This is a genomic window from Acidobacteriota bacterium (assembly GCA_016184105.1).
Taxonomy (GTDB): domain Bacteria; phylum Acidobacteriota; class Vicinamibacteria; order Vicinamibacterales; family 2-12-FULL-66-21; genus JACPDI01.
The window spans coordinates 83,961-110,061 of the sequence record JACPDI010000037.1 but is presented as its reverse complement, the minus strand read 5'-3'; the positions used below and the strand labels follow the sequence as shown (position 1 = coordinate 110,061).

Genomic DNA, 26,101 nt, shown 5'->3' with positions numbered 1-26,101 from the left:
GTGGGGATCGATCCTGCTGGGGCCCACCGCGGACTATCAGGAGAGAAAGGACGACTACGAGAGCAACCGCATGCCGCTCGAGGCGTTCCTCGAGCCCACGCGCGCGCTGCTGCCGGAGGTCACGCTCACGGATCTGCAGCCGGGCGGCACGGGGATCCGCGCGAAGCTCCACCCGCCGGAAGCATCGTTCGCCGATTTCCTGATCCGCCGCGACGCGCGGCAGCCGCGGCTCGTGCACGCGGCGGGGATCGATTCGCCGGGGCTGACGGCGAGTTTGGCGATCGGCTTGATGGTCGCGGAGATCCTCGACGGGATCCTCACCTGACGCGGCGGCGGTAGACGCGCCAGAGATCGAGCGCGGCCCGCAGGATGTCCCGCGGGCGCAGCTTCGATCCGGGCTGGTGATGCCAGGAGCGCAATGCCAGCTCGTAAATGCGTTCCTCGGCGACGCGGCGGCGATCGCCGCCCGCCTGCGCAAGAAGCCTGTCGAGCAGCTCGACGTCAAAGACCCAGCGCGACGCGAACGGTGCCTGGAACAGCTCGCGCGTCCGCGCGCCGGCCCGGAACAGCTTCGCGCCGCACTGCGTGTCGTACACCGGGATCCCGAGCGCGAGCGAGGCCGCCGTCGCGAACACGCGGCCGGCATAGTGACGGTGCGCCTGGCGCGTGATGTTGCGGCCGAGCAGCTTCACGCGCGAGCCGATGATGACCTCGACGCCCGGCCGGCCGGACACCACGGCGAAGTCCGCGAGGGCATCGAGCGGAGTCGCCAGGTCCGCATCCCAGTACCCCACCCAGTCGGGCGCGCGGTCCAGGGCGGCGAGGACCCCTTGCCGCACCGCCTCCCCCTTTCCCGAGTTGGCCGCCAGGGTCAGCACGCCCGCGCGGCCGGCGCTTCGTGCGACGAGCGCCGCGAGCATCTGTCCCGTTCCATCGCGGCTCCCGTCATCCACGAACAGGAGATCGAGCGCGGGCCGCGCGTGCAGCGCCCGTTCGAACGCGGCGATATCCAGTCGCCCGGCCTCGTTGTAGCACGGCACGACAAGCGTGAGACGCTGGTTCATCGGGCGGACACAGAGATGCGGTCGCGGATCTGCGGGAACAACGGGCCCTCGAGGACGACGCACAGCGGGGCGCCATCGGCGGTCTGCACGCGGTGCAGCACGGTGGCGCGCGAGGCGAGCTCGCGAACGGCATCCGCGGGTCCCCGGAGCAAGTGGATGCTGACGTGGTGCTGGCCGAGCTGCGGCCGGGTGAAGTACAGCGCGCCCACACGCTCTGCGTTCAAGTGCACCAGGTGCTCGGGACGCCCCGTGACCGCCAGGGGCATGCCCGCCTCGCGCGCGCGATCGGCGGCCCATCGCGCGGCGCCGAACATGCAATTGCCCCAGTAGTCCATGTCGTAGCGGCCGAACGCGGCGCGCGGCCCGCCGGCGAGCGGGGTGAAATACGCAACCTCGTTCGGATGATTTCGAGCGGCAAAGACGACGGGCTCGGCCAGCCCCGCGGCAAGCAGCAGGACGGCAACCACCCTGGCCGGGCCGCTCCTCCACCGAACGGCCGCGACCCAGCCGCTCGCCGCGAGCGCGGCAAGCAGCGGCACGACGAAGAGGAAATGGCGCATGCCGTCATAGAGGGTCGACCCGCGCACCACGGCAAGCGTCACCGGCAGCAGCACGAAGACCCAGAGCGTCAGCAGCGGGCGCCGATCGTCTCGATTCCCCAAACGCAGCAGGGACAGCAGCGCACCCGCCAGGAGCACGGGCGGCAGCCCGATGGCGAACCACGTGGGCAGGTAGGCGGCAGGCAGCCGGAACGCAGGAATCCATTCTCCGGCGAACAGCAGGCTGCCGCCGAAATCGAACCGTGAGACCTCGAAGAACGCCTGGAGCGGCCGCCGGATCGGATCGGCCTGCGCCCACGGCCAGGCGCTGACGCCCACCAGTACGACCACCACGACGAGCACGCCGAGGCGGCCGGCCAGGCCGGCCAGTGCGGCACCGCGCGGGATGGCCCGTTGCTCGGCAACGAACCAGAGCAGCAGCAGGCCGAGGTACACGCCGAAGAGCAGCCCGACCGGCCGCACGCTCAACGCCAGGCCAATGGCCGCCGCGAGCTTCAGGGCGTGCGGCCACGTCATGAACGGCGCGGGCGGCCGCAGCCTCACCAGGAAGTAGACCGCCGCCGCGCCGAACGCCGCGAACGGAATATCCTTCGGATTGTTCATGCTGTGGCCGGCGAAGCGCGGCGTCGCAAGAAGGAGGACGGCGGCGAGCGCTCCCGTGAGATCGCCGAACAGCTTTCGACCGATCAGCCAGCAGAAGACGATGGCCACCCAGCCCATCGCCGCATTGACCGCGTGCCGGACGGCGTAGACGTTCGACCGGGGGAAGGCGCGCTGAACGGCCACGGCCGCAAGCTCGAAGGACCCGCCGTACAGGTTCTGATGCCCGAAGCCGGTGTCGAACGCGGCGCGGGCGCGCCGGCCGTTGACGTAATCCCAGATCTCCTCGCCGTATTTCTGCTGGAAGCGCTCGTCGTACGTCACGCCGAAGTCACGCGACAGCACGACCATGACGGGCAGCAGCAGGGCGAGGGCGACGGCCGCGACGAGATCGGAGCGCGACATTCAGGGTCGCTCGGCGGACCCGAAGGGTCCGTCCCACACCACGAGATACCGCGCGAGCGCCTCCTTCCAATCCGACATCGTGACGCCTGCCGCCGCGAGCTTCGCGTTCGACAGCGCGCAGTAGCGCGGGCGGCGCGCCTTGAGCGCCACGCTGTCGAGCGTCATGGGCTTCAACCGCGGCTCGCGGCCGAGCAGCCGCGCGGCTTCCACGGCAAGCTCATCCCACCGGCAGGCGCCGCCGTTCACGCAATGATAGACGCCGGGCGGCAGCCCGGCCTGCAGGATCCGCGCGGTGGCCGACGCCGCCTCCACGGCGCTCGTCGGCGAGACGACGCGATCGGTGAACACGGGGACTTCGCGCCCCTGCGCGATCGCGTCGACAATGCGCCCGACGCTGCCGGACTTCGCGCCGCGCCCGGCGGTCGGCCCGCCGAACAGGCTCTCCACCCGCAGCACGTAGTGCCTCGGCGCTTCCCGCGCGAGCCACTCGCCCACGAGCTTCGAGGTCCCGTACACGCTGAGCGGGCCCGGCGGGTCATCCTCGGCGTACGGCCGATCCGCCCGCCCGTCGAACACGAAATCGCTGCTGAAGTGCACGAACGCGGCGCCGGCTGCCGCCGACGCGCGCGCGAGCGCCTACACCGCGAACGCGTTCACGTCGAAGGCCCTGACGGGCTCGTCCTCCGCGCCGTCAACATCGTTGTCTGCGGCGCAGTTGACGATCGCTTCCGGACGCGCGGCGGCGACGGAGGCCGCGACCGCCTTCGCATCGGTGATGTCGAGATCGGCCCGGGTGAACGAGGTGACCTCGTGCGCGCGCGAGAACTCCTCCACGATCGCGGCGCCGAGGTGGCCGGCCGCCCCGGTCACCAGCACTCTCATGCGGCGTAGAACTCCGCGATGCGCTGGACGACGTGCGCCTGCTGGTCTTCGGTCAGCTCGCCGTAGATCGGCAGCGCGAGCACTTCGGCGGCGGCCGATTCGGCCTCCGGGAAGTCGCCGCGGCGATGGCCGAGATCCGCGAAGCACTCCTGCAGGTGGAACGGCACGGGATAGTAGATCTCGGTGGCCACGCCGGCCGCCTCGAGGTGCGCCCTGAGCGCGTCGCGCTTCGGCGCGCGGACGACGTACTGATTGAAGATGTGGTACCGGTTCGCCGGCTCGTACGGCAGCGCCAGCACATCGTCCAGGCGTGCGGCGCGGAACATGGCGTCGTACCGCGCGGCGTTGCGCCGCCGGAATTCCGTCCAGCCCGCCAGGTGGGGCGCCTTGACGCGAAGGACGGCCGCCTGCAGCGCATCGAGCCTGAAGTTCCCGCCGATGTACTTATGGAAGTACCTCTCCGAGGCGCCGTGGTTTCGCAGCATCTTCACGCGCGCCGCCAGCCCCTCGTCATTGGTCGTCACGAGCCCCGCGTCGCCGAACGCGCCCAGGTTCTTGCTCGGGAAGAACGAGAAGCAGCCGAATGCGCCCATCGTGCCCGCCTGCCGGTCGCCGTATTTCGATCCGATCGACTGCGCGGCGTCCTCGACGATCGCGATGCCGCGGCGCCTGGCCAGCACCAGCAGCGGCTCCATGTCCGCGCACAGCCCGTAGAGGTGCACGGGGACGATGGCCTTCGTGCGCGGCGTGATCGCGCGCTCGACCGCCGCCACGTTGACGTTGAAGGTGATCGGGTCGATGTCCACCAGCTTCGGCGTGGCGCCCAGACGGGACACGCAACCGGCGGTCGCAAAGAAGGAGAACGTCGGCGTGATGACTTCGTCGCCCGCGCCGATGCCGAGCGCCATCATGGCCACGAGCAGCGCGTCGGTGCCGGACGACACGCCGACCGCGTGCTTCGCGCCGAGCATCGCCGCAAGCTCGCGCTCGAGCCCTTCGACCTCCGGCCCCATGATGAAACGATTGCTGTCGGCGACGCGCGCGACGGCGGCAAGAATCTCGTCGCGCAGCGGGCCGTTCTGCGCGGCCAGGTCGAGCAGCGGCACGCGCACGGCGCTCGACGATTTGGCGGATGGCATAGGCGCACTGTACCATCAGGCGGCTTTTCGGAGCCACCCCCTCGCATGCGTTTCGTGACCGCCCGCATTGTTGCCGCCGCGCTGGGATTCCGCCTCATCTCGGCATTGGTGGCGTACATCGTCAACGCGTCCGTGCCGATGGCGCAACGCGAGCAGTTCACCGTCTATCCGAGCACGCACCTGTTCTGGGATACCTTCGCGCGATGGGACTCGGGGTGGTACTTCGGCATCGCGCGCCACGGCTACGAGTTCGTGGAGGCGGGCCGAAGCAACCTCGCGTTCTTCCCGGTCTACCCGATGCTGATGCGATACGTGGCGCTCGCGATGGGCGGCGGACGCGTGCGCATCTACATGGCGGGGATCCTGATCTCCTGGACGGCGTTCGTGCTGGCGATGGTGATGCTGCACCGCCTGGCGCGCGTGGAATTGAAGGACGACGGCGCGGCGCGGCGTGCCGTCCTCTTCGCGGCCATCTTTCCCTTCGCGTTCTTTTTCGGCGTCGTCTACTCCGAGGCGTTATTCCTTTTGTTCAGCGTGACGGCGTTCTACGGCTTCCGCGCGAAGCGCTGGTGGCTTGGCGCGACGGCGGGCGCGCTGGCGACCGCGACACGCGCCAACGGCGTCTTCATCGTGCCGGCGCTGGCGCTGATCGCCTGGCGCGAGACTCGAGGCGATCGCCCCGCGATGCTGCGCGCGGCGGCGGCGCTCGCGGCGACATTGCTTGGCGTCGGGACCTACTCGCTGTTCGTGTACAGCATCAGCGGCCACCCGTTCGAGTGGGCGAACTCGATGGACCGGTGGAACTGGCATCCCGGCGCGGTTGCGGGATGGCAGCCGCTGGTCACGGTGGTGACCGCGATGGCGACAAGACCGTACGCGTTCATCACCGGCTCGCCGCAGGCGGTCGTCGATCTGCTGAACGCGTCGGCGGGAATCGCGGCGCTGGCGGCGACGCCGTTCATCTGGCTGCGGTTCGGCCCGGCGTACCCGGTCCTGATCCTGATCAACCTCTACGTGCCGCTGTCGACCGGCGCGCTCGAAGGGATCGGGCGCTACTGCGCGGTGCTCTTCCCGTTTTCGCTGTGGCTGGCGACCGTGCGCGCGCCGCTCGCGCGGACGGCCGTCACCGTGGTGTTCGGGATGTTTTACGTGCTGTGCCTCGCGCTGTTCACGAAGGTGTATCCGCTATTCTGAGTGAGATGCCGCCGACCGGCCCGCGCGGGCGATCCGGCAGGCGCGCTGCTCCGGGCCATCCGCGCCGGGGGGATTCGCGATGAGGACTCCGCCGCTCGTCTCAATCGTGGTTCCCTGCTTCAACGAGGGGACGCGGATCGGCGCCTGCCTCGCGGAACTGGAATCGTGGCTCGACAGCTCGTTCGAGATAGTCGTCGTGGACGATGGGAGCCGTGATGACACGTTCGAGCGGGCCGGCCAATTCGCGGCGGGACACCCTCGCGTGCGCATCCACCGGCTGGAAACGAACCAGGGCAAAGGCGCCGCCCTGCGGTCCGCCATTCCGCTCGTGGAGGGAGAGCGCGTCGTCTTTCTGGATGCGGACCTCGCCTTCGGCGCGGCGTCGGCCCGAACCGCGCTTGCCGCGCTCGAGACGGCCGACATGGCGATTGGAAACCGCCGCCACTCCGGCTCCCGCTACTCGGTGCCCGTCCGGCTGTTCGGCTTTCTGTACCGGCGGCACCTGGCCGGCCAGGCGTTCAACCTGTTCGTGCGGGTGCTGCTCGGCATTCGCGCGCGACACGCAGTGCGGGCTCAAGGCGTTCCGGCGCGACACGCTCCGGCACATGGAGGCGTCGCTGACGAGGAACGGGTTCGCGCTTGACGTCGAGATGCTGCTGGTGGCGCGCGCGCTCGGGGCGCGCGTGGCCGAGGTGCCGGTGCAGGTCAGGTACGAGACCGCCCGCAGCAGTGTGAAGCTCGCCCGGGCGGGGCCCGCGATGGTGCTGGACCTGCTCAGGATGGCCGCCCGCCGTGCGGCCGGGCGTTACCGGCCCGCAACACCGCGAGCCGCTAACGCCGTGACCGCGACCCCCAACAGGAACAAGACGCTGCCCGCCATCAAACCGGGCGGAACAAACCAGAACGTATAGCGGCCCGGCGTCGAGATCTCCACGGCGCCCGACCGCATCACGTCCCCCGCCGTGCTTCGCCATCCATCGATGAGGTTCTGGTTGAGCGCCACCGACGCGGTGCGCGACCTGCAGCGGCTCGTAGCAGTGGAGGAACGCGCGGTTCTCCACCACGGCGCGCAGCATCGGGTGAGATAAGGGGGACAGTCACACTTTCCGGCGCAACGGCCCGGGAAAGTGTGACTGTCCCCCTTATCTCACCGCGCGCGCCGCTCCTTGATCGCCGCGCGCGTCTCGCGCTCGGCCTCGCGCCTGCGGATCGTCTCGCGCTTGTCGTGCGCCTTCTTGCCCTTGGCGAGGCCGATGGCGACCTTCACGCGGCCGCGCTTGAAGTACATCTTCGTGGGCACGAGCGTCATGCCGCGCTCGGTGGTCTTGCCAATCAGCTTGCGGATCTCGTCGGCGTGCAGCAGCAGCTTGCGGCGGCGCGTGGGCTCGTGGTCCGCGTAGCCGCGATGCGAGTACGGCGAGATGTGAACGTTGTAGATCCAGATCTCGCCCCCCTCGGCGCGGCCGTAGCTGTCGCGCAGGTTCACGCGCCCCTCGCGGATCGCCTTGACCTCGGTGCCGAGCAGCGCCACCCCGGCTTCGAACGTTTCGACGATGTGGTAGTCGTGAAACGCCTTGCGGTTGTCGGCGATCGGCCTCTCGGCGGGTTTGTCGTCGGTCTTTGCCATGGTTGGTTCGAAGCCGCCGGCCTGAAGGCCGGCGGCTACACTCCCGCCGCTACGCGTGAGCCGTGAGCTTCGCGGCCAGTAACACCGCCTCGATCATGCTCGACGGATCCGCCTTGTCCTGCCCCGCGATGTCGAACGCGGTGCCGTGATCGACCGACGTGCGGACGATCGGCAGCCCCAGCGTCACGTTCACCGCGCGGCCGAACGCGAGCAGCTTCACCGGAATGAGCCCCTGGTCGTGGTAGCACGCGATCACGGCGTCGAACTCGCCGCGCGACGCGCGGACGAACACGGTGTCGGCCGGAAACGGCCCGCTCACGTCGATGCCGCGCGCGCGGCACTCGGCGGCGACAGGCGCGAGCACGCGCTCGTCTTCGACGCCGATGTGGCCCTGCTCCCCGGCGTGCGGGTTCAACCCCGCGAGCGCGAGGCGCGGGCGCGGGACCCCGAACCGCGGAAGCCCCTCGGAGGCCAGCTCGATCGTGTCGCGCAGCCGCGCGGCGGTCAGCGTCGCGGGGACATCCTTGAGCGGCACGTGCACGGTCGCGAGCACCACGCGCAGCGCCTCGGCGTAGAACATCATCGCCACGCGCGGCGCGCCGGTCAGCTCCTGCAGCAGCTCGGTGTGCCCCGGCCATCGCAGTCCCGCGAGCGCGAACGCCGCCTTGTTGATCGGCGCGGTGGCGATCGCGCCGGCAGCCCCGGCCTGCACGTCGCGAACGGCGCGCACGATGGCCGCATGCGCGGCGCGCGCCGCCGCGGCCGACAGCACGCCCGCGCGCACGCCGCGAAGCTCCTCGTCGCCCGGTCCGTACAGCACCGGCTCGCACGCCGCCAGGACGCGCGGATCCGCGGCGGCCTTCGCCGCGATCTCCGGCCCAATGCCGGCGGGATCGCCGACGGTGATCGCTATCTTCGGCAGCCGCATCCGCCGTCCGATCCGCACGATCCGCCGCCGCAGCCGGGGCCCGTCGGGTTGTCGCACCCGCCGTTCTCCGCGCACCCGCCGTGCTTCACGCCTTTGCCGTTGGGGATCTCGTACCGGAGGCAGCACTTCAGCCGCCCGCACATCCCCGAGAGGCGCGACGGGTTGAGGCTGAGGTTCTGCTGCTTCGCCATCTTGATGGTGATCGGCTCGAACGAGTTCAGCCACGTCGTGCAGCACAGCGGCCGGCCGCACGGGCCGTAGCCGCCGAGCATCTTCGCCTCGTCCCGCACGCCGATCTGCCGCATCTCGATCCGCGACCGGAGATGCGCCGCCAGCTCGCGCACCAGCTCGCGGAAGTCCACGCGCTCCTCGGCCGTGTAATAGAAGATCAGCCGGGACCCGTCGAACAGCTGCTCGACGCGCGTCAGCTTCATCGCGAGCCCGTGCTCGCGGATCTTCACCGTGCAGACCTGCCACGCGTCCCGCTCGCGCTGTTCCTGCCGCGTGCGGGCGAGAACATCCTCGCGCGTCGCGCGGCGCACGACGCGGCGCGGCGAGTCCGCGGCGGGAGCGCCTCGCTCGCCGAGCGCGGGGATGGCGCGCGTGACGCGCCCGAGCGCGCTCCCCTGGCCGGTGTCGACGACGACGGTTTCGCCGGCTGTGGGCGGGGAAAAGGTGCCGGCGGACGGCGTCAGCTCGGGCAGCAGGAACGTCTGCGCGCGTCCGACCGGGGACAACTTGACGCTGACGAAGGCAGACATCACGCGCATCCACTGTCTATGGCCGGCCGCCCCGCGCGCGTCAGATCTCGAGCGCGACCCAGTCCGCCACGATCTTCGGACTGGCGTTCCGCTCGAGCGCCGACAGCGCGCGATCGACCGACGAAAACGCGCGCAGCACGCGGTCGGCGGCGAAGGCCGGCAGCAGCGCGTCGAGCTGCTCCTGGATGTCGGCATTCGCCAGCAGCCCGTGCTCCGCGCGGCTGGCCAGGATTCCCAGGTCCCGCAACATCGATGACACCGCCCGCAGCCGGTCCGCGAGCGTCGCCCGGTCGGCGGCGGCCGCACGCGTGCCCGCGACGAACGCCTTCGCCCCCTCGAGGCGCTGCGGCAGCCGTCCCGGCGCCACGGACCGGAGCAGCGCCGCGGCGACCTCGCGCGCCGCGGCCAGCTCCCCTTCCTGCGCGGCGAGCGCCCGGCCGATGCTGCCGTCGGCCATCACGGAGGCCGCCCGCGCGTCCGCCGCGCTGAACCGGTGATGCTCGCGCAGCACGCGCGCGATCTCCGCCTCGCTCACGCGCCCGAACCGCAGGCGATAGCAGCGCGACCGCACCGTGGGCAGCAGCGCGTCGGCGATCGACGTCACGAGGATGAAGATCGAGCCGGGCGGCGGCTCCTCGAGCGTCTTGAGCAGCGCGTCCTGCGCGTTGGGCACCAGCGCGTCCGCCTCGTCCACGATGAACACGCGCCAGCGCCCTTCGAACGGGCGATAGGCGCTCGGCTGGAGCACCTCGTCGCGGATCGTCTCGGTCTTGATCGAGCCGGACGCCTCCGGCGAGACCACCACCACGTCGGGATGCGCGCCCCGGGCGATCCGCCGGCACGCCGGGCAGCGGCCGCAGCCGGCGCGGCTCTCCTCTCTGGCTCCGGGGAACGGGATCGGCTGCGTGCAGTTGAGCGCCTGCGCCACCGCCACGGCGGTCGTCCGCTTGCCCACGCCTTCCGGCCCGTCGAACAGCAGGCTCGGCGGCAGCGCGTTGCGGCCGACGGCGCCCGCGAGCAGCTCGAGAAGGCGGCGATGCCCGCGAACGTCCTGGAGCGGCATTGGAGGCATTATATGTTGATGCGATACGCGAAGCTTGGCGACGGGTTCCTGGTGCGGCTGGCCACGGGGGAGGAGATTGTCGGGGCCATCACGGAGTTCGCGCACGCGCACTCCATCGATGCCGCCTCGGTGAGCGCGATTGGATCCGCGTACGACGTCGTGCTCGGATACTTCGACCGCGCCACGAGGTCCTACGAGCGCCACGCGGTGCCCGGCGAGGTCGAAATCTCCTCGCTGCTCGGGAACATCGCGCTCAAGGAGGGACGCGCGTTCCCCCACCTGCACGTCACGGTGGGCGGGCGCGACTTCCGCGCGCTGGCCGGGCACCTGTTCGAGGGAAAAGCGGGCGCGACCTGCGAAGTGATCTTCCGGCCGATGCCGGGGTGCGTGCAGCGCGTCAAGGACGAGGCGACGGGGCTGTTCCTGCTGGATCTGTAGCGCTAGGGCACGGGCTTCTTCGGCGCCTCCGGCTTCTTCTCGTCCTCTTTTCCGCGCCCGAACAACCGCGACCAGAAGCCGCGCTTCTTCTTTTTCTCGTCTTCCGCCGGCTGCGCCTCCGCGGCAGGCGCCGCCGGAGCGGTCTGGCCGCTTGTCGCGGCGGGCGCGGCCGGCGGGGGCGGCAGCGCGCCGGCGGGCAGGCCGACCTCCGCGGCGTTCACCGGCTTCTGGTCCCCCTCGGCGCCGAAGATCCCCGCGAGGCGATCCAGGAACGACGGCGCCGGGTGCAGCGGGCACACACCTGACGGCTGCGTGCCGCGCGCGAAATATTCCGTGTAGATCATCGAGCGCGTCTCGACGAGGCCGTCGGCGGTTTCGACCGCCACGCTGCCGCAGCCGCCGTCGGGCGGCTTGCCCGACACCCGGCAGATATTCATCGCGACGACGTCCTTCGGGCGCGACAGCCATTCGGGTTTTGCGCCGCGCGTGGCGGTGCGCATGAAGCGCGCCCAGAGCGGCACGGCGAGGTCTCCCGCGTATCCCTCCGGCACGATCGTCCGCGGCTGGTCGAAGCCGACCCACACGCCGGTCACCAGCTTCGGCGTGTACCCGACGAACCACGCGTCCACGAAGTTGTTGGTCGTGCCCGTCTTCCCCGCGGCCGGGAGCAGGAACCCCTCGCGCCTCGCGCGGTAGCCCGTCCCGGCGTTGATGACGTCGGCCAGCATGTTCGACATCAGGAACGCGGTCGCTTCGCTGATCGCACGCCGCGGCGCGTCCTTCGCCTCGAACAGCACGCGGCCGTCCTTGTCTTCGACGCGGCGGATGGTCACCGGGTCGCGCACGACACCGCCGTTGGCAAACGCCGCGTACGCGGAGGTCAGCGACTCGAGGGTCACCACGCCCGCGCCGAGCGCCAGCGACGGCACGCTCGGCGGCGTCCCCACCTCGAGCTTCTGCGCGTAGCTGACCGCCTGCGGGATGCCCACCTGCCGCAGCAGCTGCACGGCGGCGCGGTTGCTCGACATCCGCAGCGCGGATCGCAGCGTCATCGACCGCGCCGACGAGTGCTCGTCTTCCGGCACCCACTCCCCTTCCAGCGTGAGGACGGGATCGTCCAGGTTGCTGATCAGCGAGGCGGGCGAGTAGCCGTTCTCGAGGGCGGCGGCGAAGACGAACGGCTTGAACGCGGATCCCGGCTGCCGCCTGGCCTGGACGGCTCGATTGAAGCGGCTCGCCGCGAAGTCGCGTCCCCCGATCATCACCGGGACGCGGCCGGTCTGCGGATCGATCGCGACAAGCGCCCCCTGCAGGTAATCGGGCTTGACCGCGTCGCCGTTCGCCGACGCCTTCACGAGCGCGGCGCGGGTGGGCTGATCGAAGCCGCGCTGGCGCTCGATCTCCGCGAGCCCGTCTTCGAACTGTCGCTCCGCCGCCTGCTGCAGCGCCGAGTCCAGCGTGGTGTAGACCTTCAGCCCGCCCTCGTACACGCGCTGCCAGCCGAACTTCTCCACCAGCTCGCGCCGCACGTGCTCCTTGAAATACAGCCCGAAGCGCTCCTCGACGTCCAGCGCGTCGTCGAGCGCCACCTTCGCGGCGCGCGCCTCCTCGTACTGCTCGCGCGAGATCGCGCGGGTCGAGAGCATCGCGTGCAGGACGAGGTTGCGCCGCGCGATCGCGCGTTCGACGTTGATGGTGGGCGCGTACGCCGAGGGCGACTGGATCACGCCGGCGAGCAGCGCCGCCTCGGCCAGGTCCAGATCGCCCGCCGGCTTGCCAAAAAACCCGCGCGACGCGGCCTCGGCGCCGTAGAGCCCGTCGCCGAAATAGACCTTGTTCAGATACAGCTCGAGGATGCGTTCCTTGGAGTACATCCGCTCGAGGCGCGAGGCGAGGACGATCTCCTTCAACTTCCGCCGCAGCGTCTTGTCGCGCGTGAGAAAGCTCTGCCGCGCGAGCTGCTGCGTGATCGTGCTGCCCCCTTCGGCGCGCCGCCCTTCGCGCAGGTTCGCCAGCAGCGCGGCCCCCACGCGGATCATGTCGACGCCGCCGTGGTCGTAGAACCGCTGGTCCTCGACCGCCACGACCGCCTTCAGCAGCGCCGGCGACATCTGCCGAAGCGGGATCTCGATGCGCTGTTCCTTGAAGACCGTGAACACGTGACGGTCATTCGCATCGAAGATCGTCGTCCGCTGCGCCATGTCGCCGATGCCGGAAATCGCCTGCTGGCCCGGCAGCCTCAGCGTGACGTCGTAGCTGAACCACGCGAGCGCACCTGCCACGCCCCACGTCAGGAGCGCGACGGCGATGAAGAAGAGAGCGGCGAGGCGGCGGCGAATGGCGGAGCCCGGGGCTAACATCGCGGGGTCGATTGTCCCACATTCTCGCCGCGGTCCGGCGCGGGGATCTCACGCACGCTCAACCCGCGCTCCTGCTTTCAGATGCCGCCGGCACCAGTCCGCCGCGAGCCGCGCCACGTGCTCGATCGCGCCCGGCTCCTCGAAGAGGTGCGTCGCGCCGGGCACGATCTGCAGATCCACGGGGATCTTCATGCGCAGCATGGCGTCGCGGTTCATCTCGATCACCGGCTCGTCGTGTTCGCCGACGATCAGGAGCGTCGGCGCCTGGACGCGCGGCAGCGCCGCGTCGGCGAGGTCGGGGCGCCCGCCGCGCGAAATCACGGCGCGCGTCACGCGCGGGCGTTCCGCCGCCGCGATGAGGGCCGCCGCGGCGCCCGTGCTCGCGCCGAAGAGCGCCACCGGCAGGGCGCGCAGGTCCGGGCGATCCTGCGCCCAGTCGGCGGCCGAGACGACCCGCCGTGCGAGCAGATCGATGTCGAACCGGTACTCGCGCGTGACCTCGTCCGCCAGCTCTTCCTCGCGCGTCAGCAGGTCGAGCAGAAGCGTGGCAAACGACGCGTCCTCGAGCACGGCCGCCACCGCGCGGTTGCGCCGGCTGAAGCGGCTGCTGCCGCTGCCGTGCGCGAAGATCACGAGGCCGGCGACGCGATCCGGCACGCGCAGGTCGGCGTCGAGCACGATGACGCCGTTGTCGATCTGAACCGCTTCATGAAGCACCCGCTTGCGGGGCGCCTCGCGTGCCATGGTGTCCTCACATTCCGCTGTCGCCCATCACCGCGACCTCCCCACCGCTCCGGCGCTTTCCTGCAGCAGCTCGCGGACCTCCTCGTCGCTCGTCTGCGAGAAGTCGCGATACCACAGCCCCACCGCCGAGAACCGCTCGGGGGTACGGGCGCAGACGATCTCGTCGGCGACGCCGGTGAACTCGTGGCACGTTTCCGGCGCGCCCACCGGAACCGCGACGACGATGCGCGCCGGCTCGCGCGCGCGAATCGCCTGCACCGCCGCTCTCATCGTCGAGCCCGTGGCCAGGCCGTCGTCGATGAGCAGGACGACGCGGCCGCGCAGATCGAGCGGCGCCCGGTCGTTCCGGTACTCGCGCTCCCGGCGCTCGAGTTCCGCCTGCTCCTCGCGCGCGACGGCGTCGATGACGGCCGGAGACACACTGTACCAAGCCACGACGTCGTCGTTCAGAACGCGAACACCGCCGGAGGCAATCGCGCCCATCGCCAGCTCCCGGTGCTGCGGCAGGCCGAGCTTGCGGACGAGGAACACGTCGAGCGGAGCCTGAAGGGCCTGCGCGACTTCATGCGCGACAGGCACGCCCCCCCTCGGCAACGCCAGGACAACGACGTCCGGGCGGGCTTTGTACTTCACGAGATGGATGGCGAGTTCCCGTCCGGCCGCGCGGCGGTTATCGAAGGGCTGCGGGTTGTCCAGGTGCCACTCCACGGCTGGCCTCCAGGTGCGCGGCAGGAGAAGGAGACTGCAATCGAGGTGCCTCGCGCGGTGGTGGCACTGGCGTTGCGTCGATCCGCTTGGTTCGCGAGGAGGGCAGATTCCCGTGCAGGGACGGCGGCGCAGAGCGCTCGTCCGCGACAGGTTCGTCCGAATGGCGCGAGAATAAGGGGGACAGTCACACTTTCCGAAGCGCCGGCCCAGGAAAGTGTGACTGTCCCCCTTATTGGGTCAGAATCACCTTCAGCCCGCGCTTCGCGCGCTCGAACGCCGCCGCAAACTGATCCAGGGGATACGTGCCGGCCACGAGCGGCTTCACGTCTATCCGGCCGGTCGCGAGCAGCTCGATCGCCCGCGCGAAGGGACCGCATCGCGACCCGATCACGGTGATCTCGTCGACGACGAGGGGCGAAAACGAGACGGGCGTCTCGCCGTGAAACGTGGACTTGATCACGAGCGTGCCGCGCGGGCGGACCAGCGCGCTCGCCGCTGCGAATCCGCCCGGCGCGCCGCTCGCGTCCACGACGAGATCGAACCGCCGCGCGAGCGACCTGGTCGCCTCATCGACGGCGGCGGCCTCGAATCCCAGAGCCGACGCGAGCCGGCGGCTCGCCTCGCTTCGGACGATCGCCGTCACATCCGCGCCATGCGCCCGCAGCACCTGCGCCACCAGCAGCCCGAGCCGTCCGGCGCCCACAACCGCGGCGCGCATGCCGGGCTCGATGGCCACTTGTTCGGCGACCCGGCAGGCGGCCGCGGTCGGCTCGACGAACACCGCCGTCGCGTCGTCGAGCGACGCGGGCACTTCGTGCAGGTTCTCCGAGGGGAGCGACACGTACTCGGCGAACGCGCCGTCGCGCCCGCGGATGCCGACCACCGTGCGAAAGTCGCAGTGCCCGCGGCCTGCCGCGCGGCAGCCGACACAGCGCCCGCAGCCCACCGTGATCTCGCCCGCGACTCGACGGCCGATCCAGTCAGCGTCGGCCGCGCTCGCCTCCTCGACGACCCCGACGAACTCGTGGCCGGGAACGCCTGAAAAACCGGCATAGCCGCGAAGCAGCTCGAGGTCGGTGCCGCAGATCCCGGCTGCCGCGACACGGATCACGCATTCCGCGCCGGGTGCCGGTTTCGTTCGATCGCGGAGCGACAGGGTGCCGTCGGGGTCGAGAAAGAGGGCGCGCACGGGGGCGATCATAGTGAAGTGGGACAGCAATAAGTGGGACAGTCACACTTATTAAGCGGGACAGTCAGACTTAATAAGTGTGACTGTCCCACTTATTGTGGCACACCCAGGCGCGGGTGCGTGCGGCCGTCAGCTCGCTCGAATGGCCCTTCAGCCGCTCGAGGTCCCGCTCATCGTCGATGTCTGCCCACTCGTCGAGCAGCGCCACATCCAACCCCTCGGCCCGTGCAGCGTCCACCGTCTGTGCGAGCACCCGTTCCGTGCTCCACGCGATCCCGTTGAACACGGCGGGACACGGCCGGTTCATTCCAACCAGGTAATAGCCGCCGTCGGCGGCCGGCCCGAGCACGATCCGATCGCCCCGCAGCCGCAGCCGGACAAGCGAGGCTTCAATCACCCCCGCGGGAAGGTCGGGCAGATCCGAGCCGATGACGACGACCGATTCGGCACCCAGTCGAAACACGTCCTCGAAGGCGTGCGCCAGCCGCGTCCCGAGGTCCTCGCCGCGCTGGGCGATGAGGTCGATCCCCGGCCCTGCCAGCTCGCGCATCTGCTCGCACGCGTGCGCCGGCTCGCACGCGATGACGTGCTGCGCGCCGGGCACGGCCCGCATCGCCTCGAGCGTGTCGAGGAACAGCGCCTCACGCAGCTCCGCGTGCGCCGCCTCGTTCGCCAGGTTGGCGAGCCTTGTCTTGCCCGTGGTCCAGGGCGCGCGCGCCATCATCACGACGGCATGCGGCTTCCGGCCGAAGTACGCCTGCGCGAGGCGCGCGGGCGACGCCCCGAGCAGGAACTGCGCCACCAGCCTGAAGTTCTGGCGGCTTCGGCGGAACCAGCCGTCGCGCTCCCATCGGCGCGCCGAGGTCAGCACCGGCGATCGGCAGGGCTCGATCCGACCGATTCTGCTGATCCGCCGGACGAAGTCGACGTCCTCCATCAGCGGCAGGTCGCGGTATCCGCCTGCCTGCTCGAAGATCTTCCTCCTGACGAACAGGGCCTGGTCGCCGTACGGAAGACCGAGAAGCGCGACCCTCAGCCGCACGCCGGCCTCGATGACCCTGGCCTGCCAGGCGCGGCTGTCGATCGAGAGCCTGAACGCGCCGCCAACGGTGTCCGCCCGCTCGTCCGCCCGGGCGAGCACGTCGAGCCAGTCGTCGGGCAGTGTTGAATCGGCGTGGAGGAACAGCAGCCAGCGGCCGCGCGCGGCCGCGGCGCCGGCGTTCATCTGGACCGCACGGCCACGCGGTGCCGAGATCCACTTCGTTCCGTGGTAACGCTCGCGCAGGCGCTCGTATCGACGCTCCTCGCCGCCCGCGCACGCCACGAGCACTTCCACCCGCGCGGACGCGCGGACGTGCGCGAGGGCTCGCGAGAGCGCCTCTTCGTCCCGCCACACCGGGATCACGACGCTGACGAGCGGTTCCCCGGACGTTCGACGTGCTGGCATCCGCATGACCGGGCGGTGACGCCGTCAGGCTCAGGCGGCGACCCGGTAGTGGAGGCCGCGATAGAGCCAGGCAAACCCGGCGCCGAGAATCAAGCCGAAGATGAGGTGTCCCATCAGGCTGCCCATCGCGACGACGCGCATGGGCGGCATCATCAGGGGCGCCAACGCGGGCATGCCGAGCAGGATGGGCATCAGGATCAGCCCGCCGACGATCCACCACGCGAACCCGTACGCGGCGCCCCAGCCGAGCGCCGACGCGTAGCCGTGGACCCGGCCGCCAAGGAGCCAGCCGAAGATCGCGCCGATCACCGCGCTGTTGAACAGGTGATACAGCCAGCCGACGGCGATCGAGGGTGACCCGACGATCTGGCCGACCATGGCCATCATCGGCATCCGGCCCCCGTCCGGCGTTGGCGCGGACATCATCTGCATCATCATCCCGAACACGACGCCGCCGATGACACCCGCGACAACCGACGCGCTGATTTTCGAGGACATCGCATCACCTCCGTGAAATCCCCCGGTTTTGTGAGTCTCGGGCCGCGCGCAAACGTTACGCGGCCGCCGCCTGAGGTCGAACGGCCGAGTTTCAGACTGAAGCGCCGAGGTTGGGCCGGCAGGTTTCTTCAAAGTCCGGCTCGAGCGCGAGCCCCAACCCCATCACCAACCGATTGGCAAACGAGAAATACGCAACCGTCAACACGGCATCGAGGATCGCGCGGTCCGACAGGCCCGCCGCGCGCAGCGTGGCGATATCGGCTGCCGACATCTTCTCCGGCGTGCGCGCCAGCCGCGCGGCCCAGTCGAACACCTCCGGCGGCAGAGACGACGGGCCGCCGAGCTGAGCGAGCGCCGCACCATGATGCGCCGCGCAGTACTCGCACGAGTTCGCGCGCGAGACAGCCACGGCCAGCGCTTCGCGGTCGGCCCGCGAGAGCGGGGAGGGTTGAAACATCAGCGCTTTGTACAACTGGAAATGGGTCTCGAGCACCTTCGGGTTCAGCGACTGCGCCTGGTGAATCCCGGCGACGCCTCCGCGGGCCCCCGCGATCCGCTCGTACATGTCCTTCAACGCCCCCGTCGCGTCTGAAGGCGGGATGCCGTCTATCCACATCGTTGCCCTCCTGAAGCCGCGTCAGCGGACGCGCCGCAGCCGGTCCGGATCGCGGAGACGAATGCTCCGCCGATCCATCTCCATGACGCCCTGGTGGCGCCAGACCTGGAGAATGCCGTTCACGGTTTCGCGTGTGAGGCCCACCAGCTTTCCCAAGTCCCCCTGGCTGAGCCGCAGCGGGAGCAGCACTCCCCCGCCGTCGCGGATGCCGTGCTGGTCGGAAAGCTCGAGGATGGCGTGGGCCAGGCGCGCGGGCGCGCTCTTTCCGAGCAGCTCTCCGACGCGCGTGCGGAACGTGCGGAGGCGCAGGCCGACGAGCTTGCTCACGTGCCGGCCGAACGCCGGCGTTTCCTCGATCAGCCGGAACATCAGCTCGCGCGGCACCTCGCAGAGCACGGTATCGTCCACCGCTTCGGCCCGGTGCTCCTGCGGCTCATCGTCGCCGAGCAGCGCAAGCTCGCCGAGAATGTCCCCCGGCATCAGGAGCGCCAGGATGACCTCGGATCCTTCCGGCGAGCTTCCGACGATCTTCACCGCCCCGACCTTTACGACATACACGTGCTGGCTGGGGTCGCCGGGTAAATAGATTGCCTGCCCGCGCTGAACGTGCAGCATGCGGGCATGCCTCTCCACGCACAGCTTCTGATCGTCGGACAGCCCGGAGAGCAGCCCGAAACGCTCGAAGTACCACAGCGCGGAATGATTGTTCGCCATATGCGTGAGTGGGCGCCTACCGGCCCTCGGCACGAAACGCCGCCAGGAGATCCTCGCTGGGCGCGGCGGAAGGCTCCCGGCCCGGAAGCCGGCGAAGCGCCTGCATGACCAGGGCCATCTGGCGGACGTACTCCCGGCAGAACCGGCACATCATCAGGTGCAACCGTACTTCCAGGCGCACGTGCCACGGCAGGGCGCCATCAAGGTAGCCGCTCGCGCGCTGGGTGATCTCCCGGCAGTTCAACATCTTGATTCAGTTCGGTCGGCCGCGGCACGCCGCGGCTTCAGCCCCGCTTCAGGTGTTTCTCCAGCGCCGCGCGCACTTTCGTCCTGGCGCGGTGCAGGAGCACCCGCTGATTAGTCTCGCTGATGGCCAGCATGTTACACACGTCCCCGGCCTCGATCCCTTCGACATCGCGCAGCGTGACCACCGCCTGCTGGTTCGGTGGGAGGCTCGCGATGGCGTTCTCCAGGCACTGCACCGTCTCGGCGCGCAGGAGCAGATCTTCCGGGTCCTGCTCCTGCCATAACGACGGCGGCTGCGTCCATCGTCCTTCGGCCGAGAAGCGATCGAGGAGATCCGCATCGCCTCCCTCCGTATCCTGGAGCGCGGAGAAGGTCAGCGTGCGCCGGTCGCGCGCGCCGCGGCTTCGCGCGCGGTTCACGAGGATGCGGAAGATCCAGGTCTTGAGAGAGGCGCGGCGCTCGAAGGATTTCAGCCCCTTGACGACGCCCAGCCAGGTTTCCTGCACCACCTCCTCCGCCGCGCCGCGATCGGAGACGAAGGTGAGCGCCAGCCGGAGGAGAGAGGCGTGGTGTGCGGTCACCAGCTCGGAGAACGCCGCCTCGTCTCCCGCCAGCAGCCGCGCCAGGACGGCATCGTCGGCTTCAGCCGCAGCTTCGGATCTCACGTGACCTCGCCCCTCCATAGACGCCGCGGCATCCGAAACGTCCCCGGGGGCAGCGTCAACTGCTGTCTTCGTCCGTGTGGCGGGCACGCGATCGGAACAGGTGGAGCAGGCGGTCGAGGTCTGCGTCCGACGGCAGCGGGCGGGGCAGCCGTCGCAGCGCATCGCGCGTCAACGCGAGCTGGCGCACGTACAGGCGACAGAAACGGCACATCAGCAGGTGCGCGCGGAACTGCAGGCGCTCTCCGAGCGTGAGCTTGCGCTCCATGTAACTGGTCGCGGAGTCGGCGACGTCTCGGCAAGTCAGCATTGTGCCACCGAATAGTCCCGCAAGCACGGCCGTCGTTACGCGACGCCCCAGCGTTGGTGGCCCCCCGAAAGTGTGAATTGAATCACAGTTCTGGCCGCGCTGTAACAACCCGCACTCGCCGCTGACTGAATCGCAATGGAAGCGGTTTCAGCAAGCGCGATGGCCCCCCCGGACGATGCGGACCTGGAGCGGGCGCGCCTCGTCCATCCACCAACCTGGCGCAATCCGCAGCCGGCAGACAAATACGACCTCGTCGTGCTCGGCGGCGGCACGGCCGGGCTGGTCAGCGCGATGGGCGCGGCCGGCCTCGGCGCGCGCGTGGCGCTGGTCGAACGGCATTTTCTTGGAGGCGATTGCCTCAACACCGGCTGCGTGCCGTCCAAGGCGGTGATTCGATCGGCGCGCGCCGTCGGCGAGATCCGGCGCGCCGCCGCGCTGGGCGTGACGGCCGGCGCGGTGCAGGTGGACTTCGCCACGGTGATGGGCCGCATGCGGCGGCGGCGCGCGACGATTGCCGCGCACGATTCGGCGGAACGCCTGCGCGAGGCGGGCATCGACGTCTTCTTCGGCAGCGCGTCGTTTGCCGACGACCGGACGGTCGCGTATCACGGCGGGCGCCTTCGGTTCCGGCGGGCCGTCATCGCGACGGGCGGCCGGCCGACGGCCCCGCCCGTCGCGGGGCTCCACGAGACGCCGTTCTTCACGAACGAAACCATCTTCTCGCTCACCGAGCGGCCGCGACGGCTGCTCGTGATCGGCGCGGGCCCGATCGGCTGCGAGCTGGCGCAGGCGTTCGCGCGCTTCGGCTCCTCCGTCACGGTCCTGGACCAGGCGCCGCAGGTGCTGCCGCGCGAGTCGGCGGCCGCGGCGGCCATCGTCCGGCGCCGGATGGAAAGCGACGGCGTGCGATTCGAAACGGGCATCAGGCTCGATCGCGCCGACGCGCTGCCGGGTGAAGTCCGTTTGCACTACTTCCGCGACGGAGAGCGCCAGGGACGCGCGAGCGTCACCGGCGAGGTGCTCCTGGTCGCTGCCGGCCGCGCGCCCAACATCGAGGGGCTCCGCCTGGACCTGGCCGGCATCAAGGCCACCCCGCGGGGCGTCAGCGTCAACGATCGGCTGCAGACGTCGAACCCGCGCGTGTACGCGTCGGGCGACGTGTGCTCCGACTACAAGTTCACCCACGCCGCCGATGCCATGTCGCGCATCGTCATCCAGAACGCGCTGTTCTTCGGCAGGCGCACGGCAAGTGCCCTGGTCATCCCGTGGGTCACGTACACGGATCCCGAGGTCGCCCACCTCGGCGTGTCCGAGGCGGAAGTGGCGAACAGCGGCGGGCGCCTGCAGACGATCGCCGTGCCGCTCGCGGACGTCGATCGCGCGGTCGTTGACGATGAGACCGACGGCTTCGTGCGGGTGCACCACGAGCGCGGGCGCCTGCGCGGGTGCACGATCGTGGCGCCGCACGCCGGAGAAATGATCGGCGAGGTGGCGTACGCGATGACGCATCGCGGAACGCTCGGGGCGCTCTCCTCGACCGTCCACCCGTACCCGACGCAGGCCGAGGCGCTTCGGAAGGCGGGGGACATGTACCGCCGCCAGTCGCTCACACCGGGCGTTCGCCGGTGGCTCGAACGATATTTTTCATGGACAAGATAGTGACCGATCAGACCGTGCTGCGCGCGCCGGCGACCGTCGTCGAGCGTGCCGAGGGGGCCGCCATCGCCATCGATCCGGCGGGCCCGAACTGGATCGCGACCGACGAGCGCGGCCTGCGCATTCTCCGGCACCTGGACGGCCGTACTCCTCTCGGCGAGGTCGTGCGGGCCTACGCCGCCGAATCCGGCCTGGACGCCGCGCGGGCGTGGCTGCACGTCGACACGTTCACGCGCGACGCCCTGCGGCAGCAGTTCATCTCGACCGACGGCGCGGTGCCGCTGCCCTATCTCGGCCGCGCCGCTTACCTGCGGACCGAGCGGCTCCGCGAGTTCTGGATCCAGGTCAACGACTTCTGCAACCTCGCCTGCGAGCATTGCCTCGTGTCGTCGGGACCGGACGGCGCGAAGGGACTGCCGGCGCCCGCGCTGCGCTCGGCCATCGACCAGGCGGAAGCGCTCGGCGCCGAACGTTTTTATCTCACGGGCGGCGAGCCGCTCGCGCGCGCCGACGCGATCGAGTTGATCGAGGACATCGTCGGGACGCGGCAGCGCGAGCTGGTGCTGATGACCAACGGCACCTTGTTCAAGGGCGCCCGGCTTCGCGCCCTGGCGGCGCTGCCGTCCGACCGGCTGCGCGTGCAGATCAGCCTCGACGGCGCGTCGCCGGAGGTCAACGATCCGATTCGCGGCGCCGGGACGTTCGGGCGCATCCGCGCCGGCATCCGCGCGGCGGTCGATGCCGGCCTGCGCACGACGATCACGATGGTGCTGCTGCGGCGCAACCTGTCGGACGCGCCGGCACTCGTCGAACTCGCGGCGGAGCTCGGCGTCCGAAACGTCCACCTGCTGTGGCCGCATCGCCGCGGCCGCGTGCTCGCGGGGCCGTTCGCCAACCTTCCCTCCGCGTCCGAGATCCTCGAGACCGTGCGCCGCGCGCGTGACGCGGCTGCCGCAAAGGGCGTGACGATCGACAACGTCGAGGAGCTGAGGCTGCGCTTCGACGGCACGCCGCGCGTGAAAAACGACCTCGCGGGGGCTGGATGGACGAGCCTGTGCCTGGCGCCGGACGGCGGCATCTACCCTTCGGCGTCGATGGCCGGGGTTCCGGACCTGCGGTGCGGCAGCGTGCTCGACGCCGCGCTCGAGAGCATCTGGAAGAACAGCCCTGTCCTGAACGACCTGCGCGGCGTGACCGTCGATCAGAAGGCGCAGTGCCGGAGCTGCCACCTCAAGTTTCTCTGCGGCGGCGGGGATCTCGAGCACGGCTACTGGGCTTCGGGCGGCTCGTCGGGACGCGGCAGCTTCGCCGGCCACGATCCCTACTGCGAGCTGTACCAGGGCCTGGCGCGCGATGCCTTGAAGCAGCTCGTCGTCGAGGGGCGCGCGACGGTCCAGCCGCGGTCCGGCTTCGATCGGCCGGTCGTCCTGCGCGGCATGGGTGAGCGCACGCTCCACGACGAGCCGGAGATCGTGCGTACGACGCATTCTGCCTGCGTGTTGTCGGAGGAGGTCGCGGATCGGTCGCGTGCAGCCGTCCGCGAGTTCTACGGCCACGCGGCGGAAGAACCTCAGGCGGAGTTGTGCTGCCCGGTGCGCCCGGACGCAGAAGACCTGGCGCACATCCCGCCTGAGGTCGTTGAACGGTTCTACGGATGCGGCAGCCCGGTGTCGGCGGCCGCGCCGCAGCCGGGAGAGACGCTCGTCGATCTCGGCTCCGGCGCGGGGATCGACTGCTTCATCGCCGCCCGGCGCGTGGGACCGGGCGGGCACGTGTTCGGCGTCGACATGACCGACCAGATGCTCGCGGTGGCGCACGAGTCGAAGCCGCGCGTCGCCGCGGCCCTGGGGTACGACAACGTGGAGTTCCGCAAGGGGATCCTCGAACGGATTCCCCTGGACAACCTCTCGGCCGACATCGTGACGTCGAACTGCGTCATCAACCTGTCGCCCGACAAGCCCGCGGTGTTCCGCGAGATCTGGCGCGTGCTGCGCGACGGTGGCCGCGCGGTTCTGGCCGACATCGTCTCGGACACCGAGGTGCCCCCACCGATGCGCGCCGACGGCCAGCTCTGGGGCGAGTGCATCAGCGGCGCCCTCTCGGAGGACGCGTTTCTCGCCGCGCTCGAGCGCGCCGGCTTTTACGGCATCACGGTGCTGAAGAAGATGTTCTGGCGCGAGGTCGAAGGCACGCACTTCTACTCGGTGACCGTGCGCGGATTCAAGTTCGAGAAGAAGGCCGGCTGCCGCTATATCGGCCAGTACGCCGTCTATCTCGGGCCGATGAAAAGCGTGACCGACGAGGAGGGACATCTCTTCCCGCGCGGTGTTCCCGTGGAGGTGTGCACGGACACGGCGGCCAAACTCGGGGCGCCGCCGTATGCCGGCGGCTTCGCGGTGCTCGACGGGATCGCGTCGACGGCGGCGATCGACGGCGGCGGCGCCCGCTGCGGCGCGGACGGGAGCTGCTGCTGATGCCGGTGACGCTCGCCATCCTGACTGCCGCCGGAGCGGCGGTGCTCGGGTTTGCCAATGGCGCGAACGACGTGTCGAAGGGCGTGGCCACGCTCGCCGGCACGGGACGCGCCTCGTATCGAACGGCGATCGCCTGGGGCACGCTATGGACGTTGGCCGGCGCGCTGGCGTCCTTCGCGATTTCCGCCGGGCTCGTCAACGCGTTCACGTCGGCGATTGTCGGACCGGAGGTGCTCGCGCTGCCCACCTTTCCGCTGGCCGTCGCCACGGGAGCGGCCGCGTGGGTCATCTTCGCGTCGCTGACCGGCCTCCCGGTCTCGACGACGCACGCCGTGACCGGCGGGATCGTGGGCGTCGCGCTGGCGGCGGGCGGTGCCGGCTCGGTCAGGTGGTGGGTTCTGCTGTCCGGCATAGCGGCGCCGCTTGCGGTGAGCCCGCTGGCTTCCGCCGCGATTGGCTACGCCGTCCAGGGTTTCGGCGCGCGCGTCGCGCCGGCGTGCGTGTGCGTCGAAGAAAGCGGCGTCGCGGCCGGTCTGACTGGCGCCGATGGCGCCGCCTCGGCCGTGTTCGCGCCGGGCGTCGTCGTCCGCACGTGCCGATGCGCTGAGGGCGGCGGCGGCCTGCCGGCCGGCGGCACGGGCGGAGGCTGGCGCCTCTTCCCGGCGCAGGCGCTGCACTGGGGCGCGTCAGCGGCGTTGAGCTTCGCGCGCGGCGTGAACGACAACGCGAAGATCGCGGCGATCGGCGCGTTGGGACTGACCGCGCTGCACGCGGATCTCCGGGTGGCGTTCGCGGTCACGGGGCGGCGATGACCATCGGCAGCTACGCCGGCGGCCTTCGCGTGACGCGCACGCTCGGCGCGCGCGTCGTCGACATGGACCAGAGCACGGGGCTGGCCGCGTCGATCGTCAGCGCGGCGCTGGTGCTCTCTGCGTCGTTCTACGCGCTGCCCGTGTCCACCACCCACGTGGCCACCGGCGCCATCGTCGGCGCCGGTCTTCGGCAGGATGTCGCCGCGGTGCGGTGGGGGCGGGTGGGCGGGCTGGTGAGCGCGTGGGTGGTGACCCTGCCGGTCTCCGCCGCGCTCGCCGCGGCCACCCTGTGGGCGCTGGGATTCGCGGCATGACGAAGAGACGGATCGCACTCGTCGGGCTGCTCGTCGCCGGTGCGGCGACCGCGGCGTACGCCCTGCCTGTCGCCGGCTGGATCACGGCCATCGCCGCGCGCGCGCGGAACACGGGCCCGCTCGGCGTCGCGATGTTCTTCGCGGCGTATGTCATCAGCACCGTGGCGTTCCTGCCGGGATCGATCCTGACGCTCGCGGCCGGCTTCGCCTTCGGTCCGTTCTGGGGGCTGGCGGTCGCCTCGCCCGCCAGCGTCTGCGGCGCGACGTGCGCGTTCCTTCTCGGCCGCACGCTGCTTCGGGACTGGGCGGCCGCCCGCGTCGGCCGGTCTCCGCGGCTGAAGGCGGTCGACGGCGCAATCGGGCGAGAGGCGTTCAAGATCGTCGTGCTGCTGCGCCTCTCGCCGCTCTTCCCCTTCAACGTCTTGAACTATGCGCTCAGCCTGACGCAGGTCCGTCTCCGCACGTACGTTCTGGCGTCGTTTCTCGGGATGCTTCCGGGGACGGCGCTGTACGTGTACCTCGGCGCGCTGGCGCCGGCCGCCGCCGAGTTGTCGTCGGCCGGCGGCGGAGGAGGAAGCGCGCGGATGGTCCTGTATGTTGGCGGCCTGGCCGCGACGGCGGCCGCCGCCACGATCGCCGCGCGCGCCGCGCGCGCGGCGCTCAAGGCATCGCTGCAGGAGACCGCGTGAG

At 70.5% G+C, this 26,101-nt stretch carries 30 protein-coding genes; 10 read left to right on the top strand and 20 right to left on the bottom strand.

Going from position 1 to position 26,101, the window contains the following annotated elements; genetic code table 11:
• On the top strand, window positions 1-325 hold a 325-nt coding region (locus HYU53_13890; GenBank protein ID MBI2222285.1), incomplete at its 5' end, for an FAD-dependent oxidoreductase.
• On the opposite strand, the gene HYU53_13885 is transcribed toward HYU53_13890, so the two are convergent.
• Genes HYU53_13885 through HYU53_13865 form a run of 5 tightly spaced genes read right to left on the bottom strand, consistent with a single transcriptional unit; the run spans window position 318 to window position 4,650 of the window.
• Window positions 318-1,064 carry a glycosyltransferase gene (locus tag HYU53_13885; GenBank protein ID MBI2222284.1) on the bottom strand — a complete coding sequence of 249 codons (747 nt, stop codon included), beginning with the start codon at window positions 1,062-1,064 and terminating at the stop codon, window positions 318-320. The genes HYU53_13890 and HYU53_13885 overlap by 8 nt on opposite strands.
• A complete protein-coding gene (locus HYU53_13880) occupies window positions 1,061-2,629 on the bottom strand; it encodes a glycosyltransferase family 39 protein (protein MBI2222283.1) in 1,569 nt (522 codons plus the stop codon). Before HYU53_13880 ends, HYU53_13885 begins: the two co-directional genes overlap by 4 nt.
• Window positions 2,630-3,226 (bottom strand): NAD(P)-dependent oxidoreductase, encoded by a 597-nt coding sequence (locus HYU53_13875; GenBank protein MBI2222282.1) that lies wholly within the window; start codon window positions 3,224-3,226, stop codon window positions 2,630-2,632. It lies immediately after the preceding gene.
• A 39-nt stretch (window positions 3,227-3,265) separates the two neighbouring features.
• Window positions 3,266-3,511 (bottom strand): sugar nucleotide-binding protein, encoded by a 246-nt coding sequence (locus HYU53_13870; protein ID MBI2222281.1) that lies wholly within the window; start codon window positions 3,509-3,511, stop codon window positions 3,266-3,268.
• The gene (locus tag HYU53_13865) at window positions 3,508-4,650 is read right to left on the bottom strand and encodes a DegT/DnrJ/EryC1/StrS family aminotransferase (GenBank protein MBI2222280.1); all 1,143 of its coding nucleotides are present in this window, start codon (window positions 4,648-4,650) and stop codon (window positions 3,508-3,510) included. The genes HYU53_13870 and HYU53_13865 overlap by 4 nt, the downstream gene beginning before the upstream one ends.
• 45 nt (window positions 4,651-4,695) lie before the next feature.
• Here HYU53_13865 and HYU53_13860 point away from each other — a divergent pair, with 45 nt between their 5' ends.
• The 3 genes from HYU53_13860 to HYU53_13850 all read left to right on the top strand — a co-directional run bounded on the left by HYU53_13860 (window position 4,696) and on the right by HYU53_13850 (window position 6,755).
• The gene (locus tag HYU53_13860; GenBank protein ID MBI2222279.1) at window positions 4,696-5,844 is read left to right on the top strand and encodes a hypothetical protein; all 1,149 of its coding nucleotides are present in this window, start codon (window positions 4,696-4,698) and stop codon (window positions 5,842-5,844) included.
• 79 nt (window positions 5,845-5,923) lie between these two features.
• Entirely contained in the window at window positions 5,924-6,487 is a 564-nt protein-coding gene (locus HYU53_13855) for a glycosyltransferase family 2 protein (GenBank protein MBI2222278.1), read from the top strand.
• On the top strand, window positions 6,450-6,755 hold the full coding sequence (locus HYU53_13850; GenBank protein ID MBI2222277.1) for a hypothetical protein: 306 nt from the start codon (window positions 6,450-6,452) through the stop codon (window positions 6,753-6,755). Before HYU53_13855 ends, HYU53_13850 begins: the two co-directional genes overlap by 38 nt.
• 236 nt (window positions 6,756-6,991) lie before the next feature.
• Here the strand turns inward: HYU53_13850 and smpB are convergent, their stop codons facing one another.
• From smpB to holB, 4 genes are read right to left on the bottom strand one after another with little or no spacing between them, the layout of a single operon-like run.
• On the bottom strand, window positions 6,992-7,471 hold the full coding sequence (smpB, locus tag HYU53_13845) for an SsrA-binding protein SmpB (protein ID MBI2222276.1): 480 nt from the start codon (window positions 7,469-7,471) through the stop codon (window positions 6,992-6,994).
• A 49-nt stretch (window positions 7,472-7,520) separates the two neighbouring features.
• Window positions 7,521-8,399, bottom strand: a complete 879-nt coding sequence (gene pdxA, locus HYU53_13840; protein MBI2222275.1) for a 4-hydroxythreonine-4-phosphate dehydrogenase PdxA — start codon at window positions 8,397-8,399, stop codon at window positions 7,521-7,523.
• A complete protein-coding gene (locus HYU53_13835) occupies window positions 8,381-9,160 on the bottom strand; it encodes a stage 0 sporulation family protein (GenBank protein ID MBI2222274.1) in 780 nt (259 codons plus the stop codon). Before HYU53_13835 ends, pdxA begins: the two co-directional genes overlap by 19 nt.
• 40 nt (window positions 9,161-9,200) lie before the next feature.
• A complete protein-coding gene (gene holB, locus HYU53_13830) occupies window positions 9,201-10,223 on the bottom strand; it encodes a DNA polymerase III subunit delta' (protein ID MBI2222273.1) in 1,023 nt (340 codons plus the stop codon).
• A gap of 12 nt (window positions 10,224-10,235) precedes the next feature.
• Here holB and HYU53_13825 point away from each other — a divergent pair, with 12 nt between their 5' ends.
• Window positions 10,236-10,661, top strand: a complete 426-nt coding sequence (locus HYU53_13825; GenBank protein ID MBI2222272.1) for a DNA-binding protein — start codon at window positions 10,236-10,238, stop codon at window positions 10,659-10,661.
• Window positions 10,662-10,663: 2 nt separating this feature from the next.
• Here the strand turns inward: HYU53_13825 and HYU53_13820 are convergent, their stop codons facing one another.
• The 11 genes from HYU53_13820 to HYU53_13770 form a co-directional block, all read right to left on the bottom strand.
• Entirely contained in the window at window positions 10,664-13,021 is a 2,358-nt protein-coding gene (locus tag HYU53_13820) for a PBP1A family penicillin-binding protein (GenBank protein MBI2222271.1), read from the bottom strand.
• A 48-nt stretch (window positions 13,022-13,069) separates the two neighbouring features.
• Window positions 13,070-13,765 carry a dienelactone hydrolase family protein gene (locus HYU53_13815; protein ID MBI2222270.1) on the bottom strand — a complete coding sequence of 232 codons (696 nt, stop codon included), beginning with the start codon at window positions 13,763-13,765 and terminating at the stop codon, window positions 13,070-13,072.
• Window positions 13,766-13,792: 27 nt separating this feature from the next.
• The gene (locus HYU53_13810; protein MBI2222269.1) at window positions 13,793-14,461 is read right to left on the bottom strand and encodes a phosphoribosyltransferase; all 669 of its coding nucleotides are present in this window, start codon (window positions 14,459-14,461) and stop codon (window positions 13,793-13,795) included.
• A gap of 241 nt (window positions 14,462-14,702) precedes the next feature.
• Complete coding sequence (locus tag HYU53_13805) at window positions 14,703-15,662, bottom strand: alcohol dehydrogenase catalytic domain-containing protein (GenBank protein ID MBI2222268.1); 960 nt, start codon at window positions 15,660-15,662, stop codon at window positions 14,703-14,705.
• Between the two features lie 70 nt (window positions 15,663-15,732).
• A complete protein-coding gene (locus HYU53_13800) occupies window positions 15,733-17,115 on the bottom strand; it encodes a TIGR04283 family arsenosugar biosynthesis glycosyltransferase (protein ID MBI2222267.1) in 1,383 nt (460 codons plus the stop codon).
• A 24-nt stretch (window positions 17,116-17,139) separates the two neighbouring features.
• Complete coding sequence (locus HYU53_13795) at window positions 17,140-17,607, bottom strand: hypothetical protein (protein MBI2222266.1); 468 nt, start codon at window positions 17,605-17,607, stop codon at window positions 17,140-17,142.
• A gap of 91 nt (window positions 17,608-17,698) precedes the next feature.
• Window positions 17,699-18,223: a carboxymuconolactone decarboxylase family protein gene (locus HYU53_13790; protein ID MBI2222265.1), complete on the bottom strand. Its 525-nt coding sequence runs from the start codon at window positions 18,221-18,223 to the stop codon at window positions 17,699-17,701.
• 21 nt (window positions 18,224-18,244) lie between these two features.
• Window positions 18,245-18,937, bottom strand: coding sequence for a Crp/Fnr family transcriptional regulator (locus HYU53_13785; GenBank protein MBI2222264.1), 693 nt, complete (start codon window positions 18,935-18,937; stop codon window positions 18,245-18,247).
• Window positions 18,938-18,953: 16 nt separating this feature from the next.
• Entirely contained in the window at window positions 18,954-19,184 is a 231-nt protein-coding gene (locus HYU53_13780; protein MBI2222263.1) for a zf-HC2 domain-containing protein, read from the bottom strand.
• A 37-nt stretch (window positions 19,185-19,221) separates the two neighbouring features.
• A complete protein-coding gene (locus HYU53_13775; protein ID MBI2222262.1) occupies window positions 19,222-19,866 on the bottom strand; it encodes a sigma-70 family RNA polymerase sigma factor in 645 nt (214 codons plus the stop codon).
• A 37-nt stretch (window positions 19,867-19,903) separates the two neighbouring features.
• A complete protein-coding gene (locus tag HYU53_13770; protein ID MBI2222261.1) occupies window positions 19,904-20,155 on the bottom strand; it encodes a zf-HC2 domain-containing protein in 252 nt (83 codons plus the stop codon).
• Between the two features lie 135 nt (window positions 20,156-20,290).
• Between HYU53_13770 and HYU53_13765 the strand changes: the two genes are divergently transcribed.
• The 5 genes from HYU53_13765 to HYU53_13745 are packed head-to-tail and all read left to right on the top strand — an operon-like array spanning window position 20,291 to window position 26,100.
• Window positions 20,291-21,814 (top strand): mercuric reductase, encoded by a 1,524-nt coding sequence (locus HYU53_13765; protein MBI2222260.1) that lies wholly within the window; start codon window positions 20,291-20,293, stop codon window positions 21,812-21,814.
• The gene (locus tag HYU53_13760) at window positions 21,802-24,285 is read left to right on the top strand and encodes a methyltransferase domain-containing protein (GenBank protein ID MBI2222259.1); all 2,484 of its coding nucleotides are present in this window, start codon (window positions 21,802-21,804) and stop codon (window positions 24,283-24,285) included. Before HYU53_13765 ends, HYU53_13760 begins: the two co-directional genes overlap by 13 nt.
• A complete protein-coding gene (locus tag HYU53_13755; protein ID MBI2222258.1) occupies window positions 24,285-25,097 on the top strand; it encodes an inorganic phosphate transporter in 813 nt (270 codons plus the stop codon). Before HYU53_13760 ends, HYU53_13755 begins: the two co-directional genes overlap by 1 nt.
• Window positions 25,094-25,411 carry an inorganic phosphate transporter gene (locus HYU53_13750; GenBank protein MBI2222257.1) on the top strand — a complete coding sequence of 106 codons (318 nt, stop codon included), beginning with the start codon at window positions 25,094-25,096 and terminating at the stop codon, window positions 25,409-25,411. Before HYU53_13755 ends, HYU53_13750 begins: the two co-directional genes overlap by 4 nt.
• Complete coding sequence (locus HYU53_13745) at window positions 25,408-26,100, top strand: TVP38/TMEM64 family protein (protein MBI2222256.1); 693 nt, start codon at window positions 25,408-25,410, stop codon at window positions 26,098-26,100. The genes HYU53_13750 and HYU53_13745 overlap by 4 nt, the downstream gene beginning before the upstream one ends.
• Window position 26,101: the final 1 nt, after the last annotated feature.

Coding starts and splice junctions, on each gene's coding strand:
- HYU53_13835 (MBI2222274.1), bottom strand. CDS start 9,160: ATGTCTGCCTTCGTCAGCGTCAAGTTGTCCCCGGTCGGACGCGCGCAG.
- HYU53_13815 (MBI2222270.1), bottom strand. CDS start 13,765: ATGGCACGCGAGGCGCCCCGCAAGCGGGTGCTTCATGAAGCGGTTCAG.
- HYU53_13770 (MBI2222261.1), bottom strand. CDS start 20,155: ATGCTGACTTGCCGAGACGTCGCCGACTCCGCGACCAGTTACATGGAG.
- HYU53_13750 (MBI2222257.1), top strand. CDS start 25,094: ATGACCATCGGCAGCTACGCCGGCGGCCTTCGCGTGACGCGCACGCTC.
- HYU53_13870 (MBI2222281.1), bottom strand. CDS start 3,511: ATGAGAGTGCTGGTGACCGGGGCGGCCGGCCACCTCGGCGCCGCGATC.
- HYU53_13820 (MBI2222271.1), bottom strand. CDS start 13,021: ATGTTAGCCCCGGGCTCCGCCATTCGCCGCCGCCTCGCCGCTCTCTTC.
- HYU53_13850 (MBI2222277.1), top strand. CDS start 6,450: ATGGAGGCGTCGCTGACGAGGAACGGGTTCGCGCTTGACGTCGAGATG.
- HYU53_13865 (MBI2222280.1), bottom strand. CDS start 4,650: ATGCCATCCGCCAAATCGTCGAGCGCCGTGCGCGTGCCGCTGCTCGAC.
- holB (MBI2222273.1), bottom strand. CDS start 10,223: ATGCCGCTCCAGGACGTTCGCGGGCATCGCCGCCTTCTCGAGCTGCTC.
- HYU53_13785 (MBI2222264.1), bottom strand. CDS start 18,937: ATGGCGAACAATCATTCCGCGCTGTGGTACTTCGAGCGTTTCGGGCTG.
- HYU53_13860 (MBI2222279.1), top strand. CDS start 4,696: ATGCGTTTCGTGACCGCCCGCATTGTTGCCGCCGCGCTGGGATTCCGC.
- HYU53_13760 (MBI2222259.1), top strand. CDS start 21,802: ATGGACAAGATAGTGACCGATCAGACCGTGCTGCGCGCGCCGGCGACC.
- HYU53_13745 (MBI2222256.1), top strand. CDS start 25,408: ATGACGAAGAGACGGATCGCACTCGTCGGGCTGCTCGTCGCCGGTGCG.
- HYU53_13755 (MBI2222258.1), top strand. CDS start 24,285: ATGCCGGTGACGCTCGCCATCCTGACTGCCGCCGGAGCGGCGGTGCTC.
- HYU53_13825 (MBI2222272.1), top strand. CDS start 10,236: ATGTTGATGCGATACGCGAAGCTTGGCGACGGGTTCCTGGTGCGGCTG.
- HYU53_13780 (MBI2222263.1), bottom strand. CDS start 19,184: ATGTTGAACTGCCGGGAGATCACCCAGCGCGCGAGCGGCTACCTTGAT.
- HYU53_13880 (MBI2222283.1), bottom strand. CDS start 2,629: ATGTCGCGCTCCGATCTCGTCGCGGCCGTCGCCCTCGCCCTGCTGCTG.
- HYU53_13855 (MBI2222278.1), top strand. CDS start 5,924: ATGAGGACTCCGCCGCTCGTCTCAATCGTGGTTCCCTGCTTCAACGAG.
- HYU53_13765 (MBI2222260.1), top strand. CDS start 20,291: ATGGAAGCGGTTTCAGCAAGCGCGATGGCCCCCCCGGACGATGCGGAC.
- HYU53_13885 (MBI2222284.1), bottom strand. CDS start 1,064: ATGAACCAGCGTCTCACGCTTGTCGTGCCGTGCTACAACGAGGCCGGG.
- pdxA (MBI2222275.1), bottom strand. CDS start 8,399: ATGCGGCTGCCGAAGATAGCGATCACCGTCGGCGATCCCGCCGGCATT.
- smpB (MBI2222276.1), bottom strand. CDS start 7,471: ATGGCAAAGACCGACGACAAACCCGCCGAGAGGCCGATCGCCGACAAC.
- HYU53_13790 (MBI2222265.1), bottom strand. CDS start 18,223: ATGTGGATAGACGGCATCCCGCCTTCAGACGCGACGGGGGCGTTGAAG.
- HYU53_13795 (MBI2222266.1), bottom strand. CDS start 17,607: ATGTCCTCGAAAATCAGCGCGTCGGTTGTCGCGGGTGTCATCGGCGGC.
- HYU53_13800 (MBI2222267.1), bottom strand. CDS start 17,115: ATGCGGATGCCAGCACGTCGAACGTCCGGGGAACCGCTCGTCAGCGTC.
- HYU53_13775 (MBI2222262.1), bottom strand. CDS start 19,866: ATGGAGGGGCGAGGTCACGTGAGATCCGAAGCTGCGGCTGAAGCCGAC.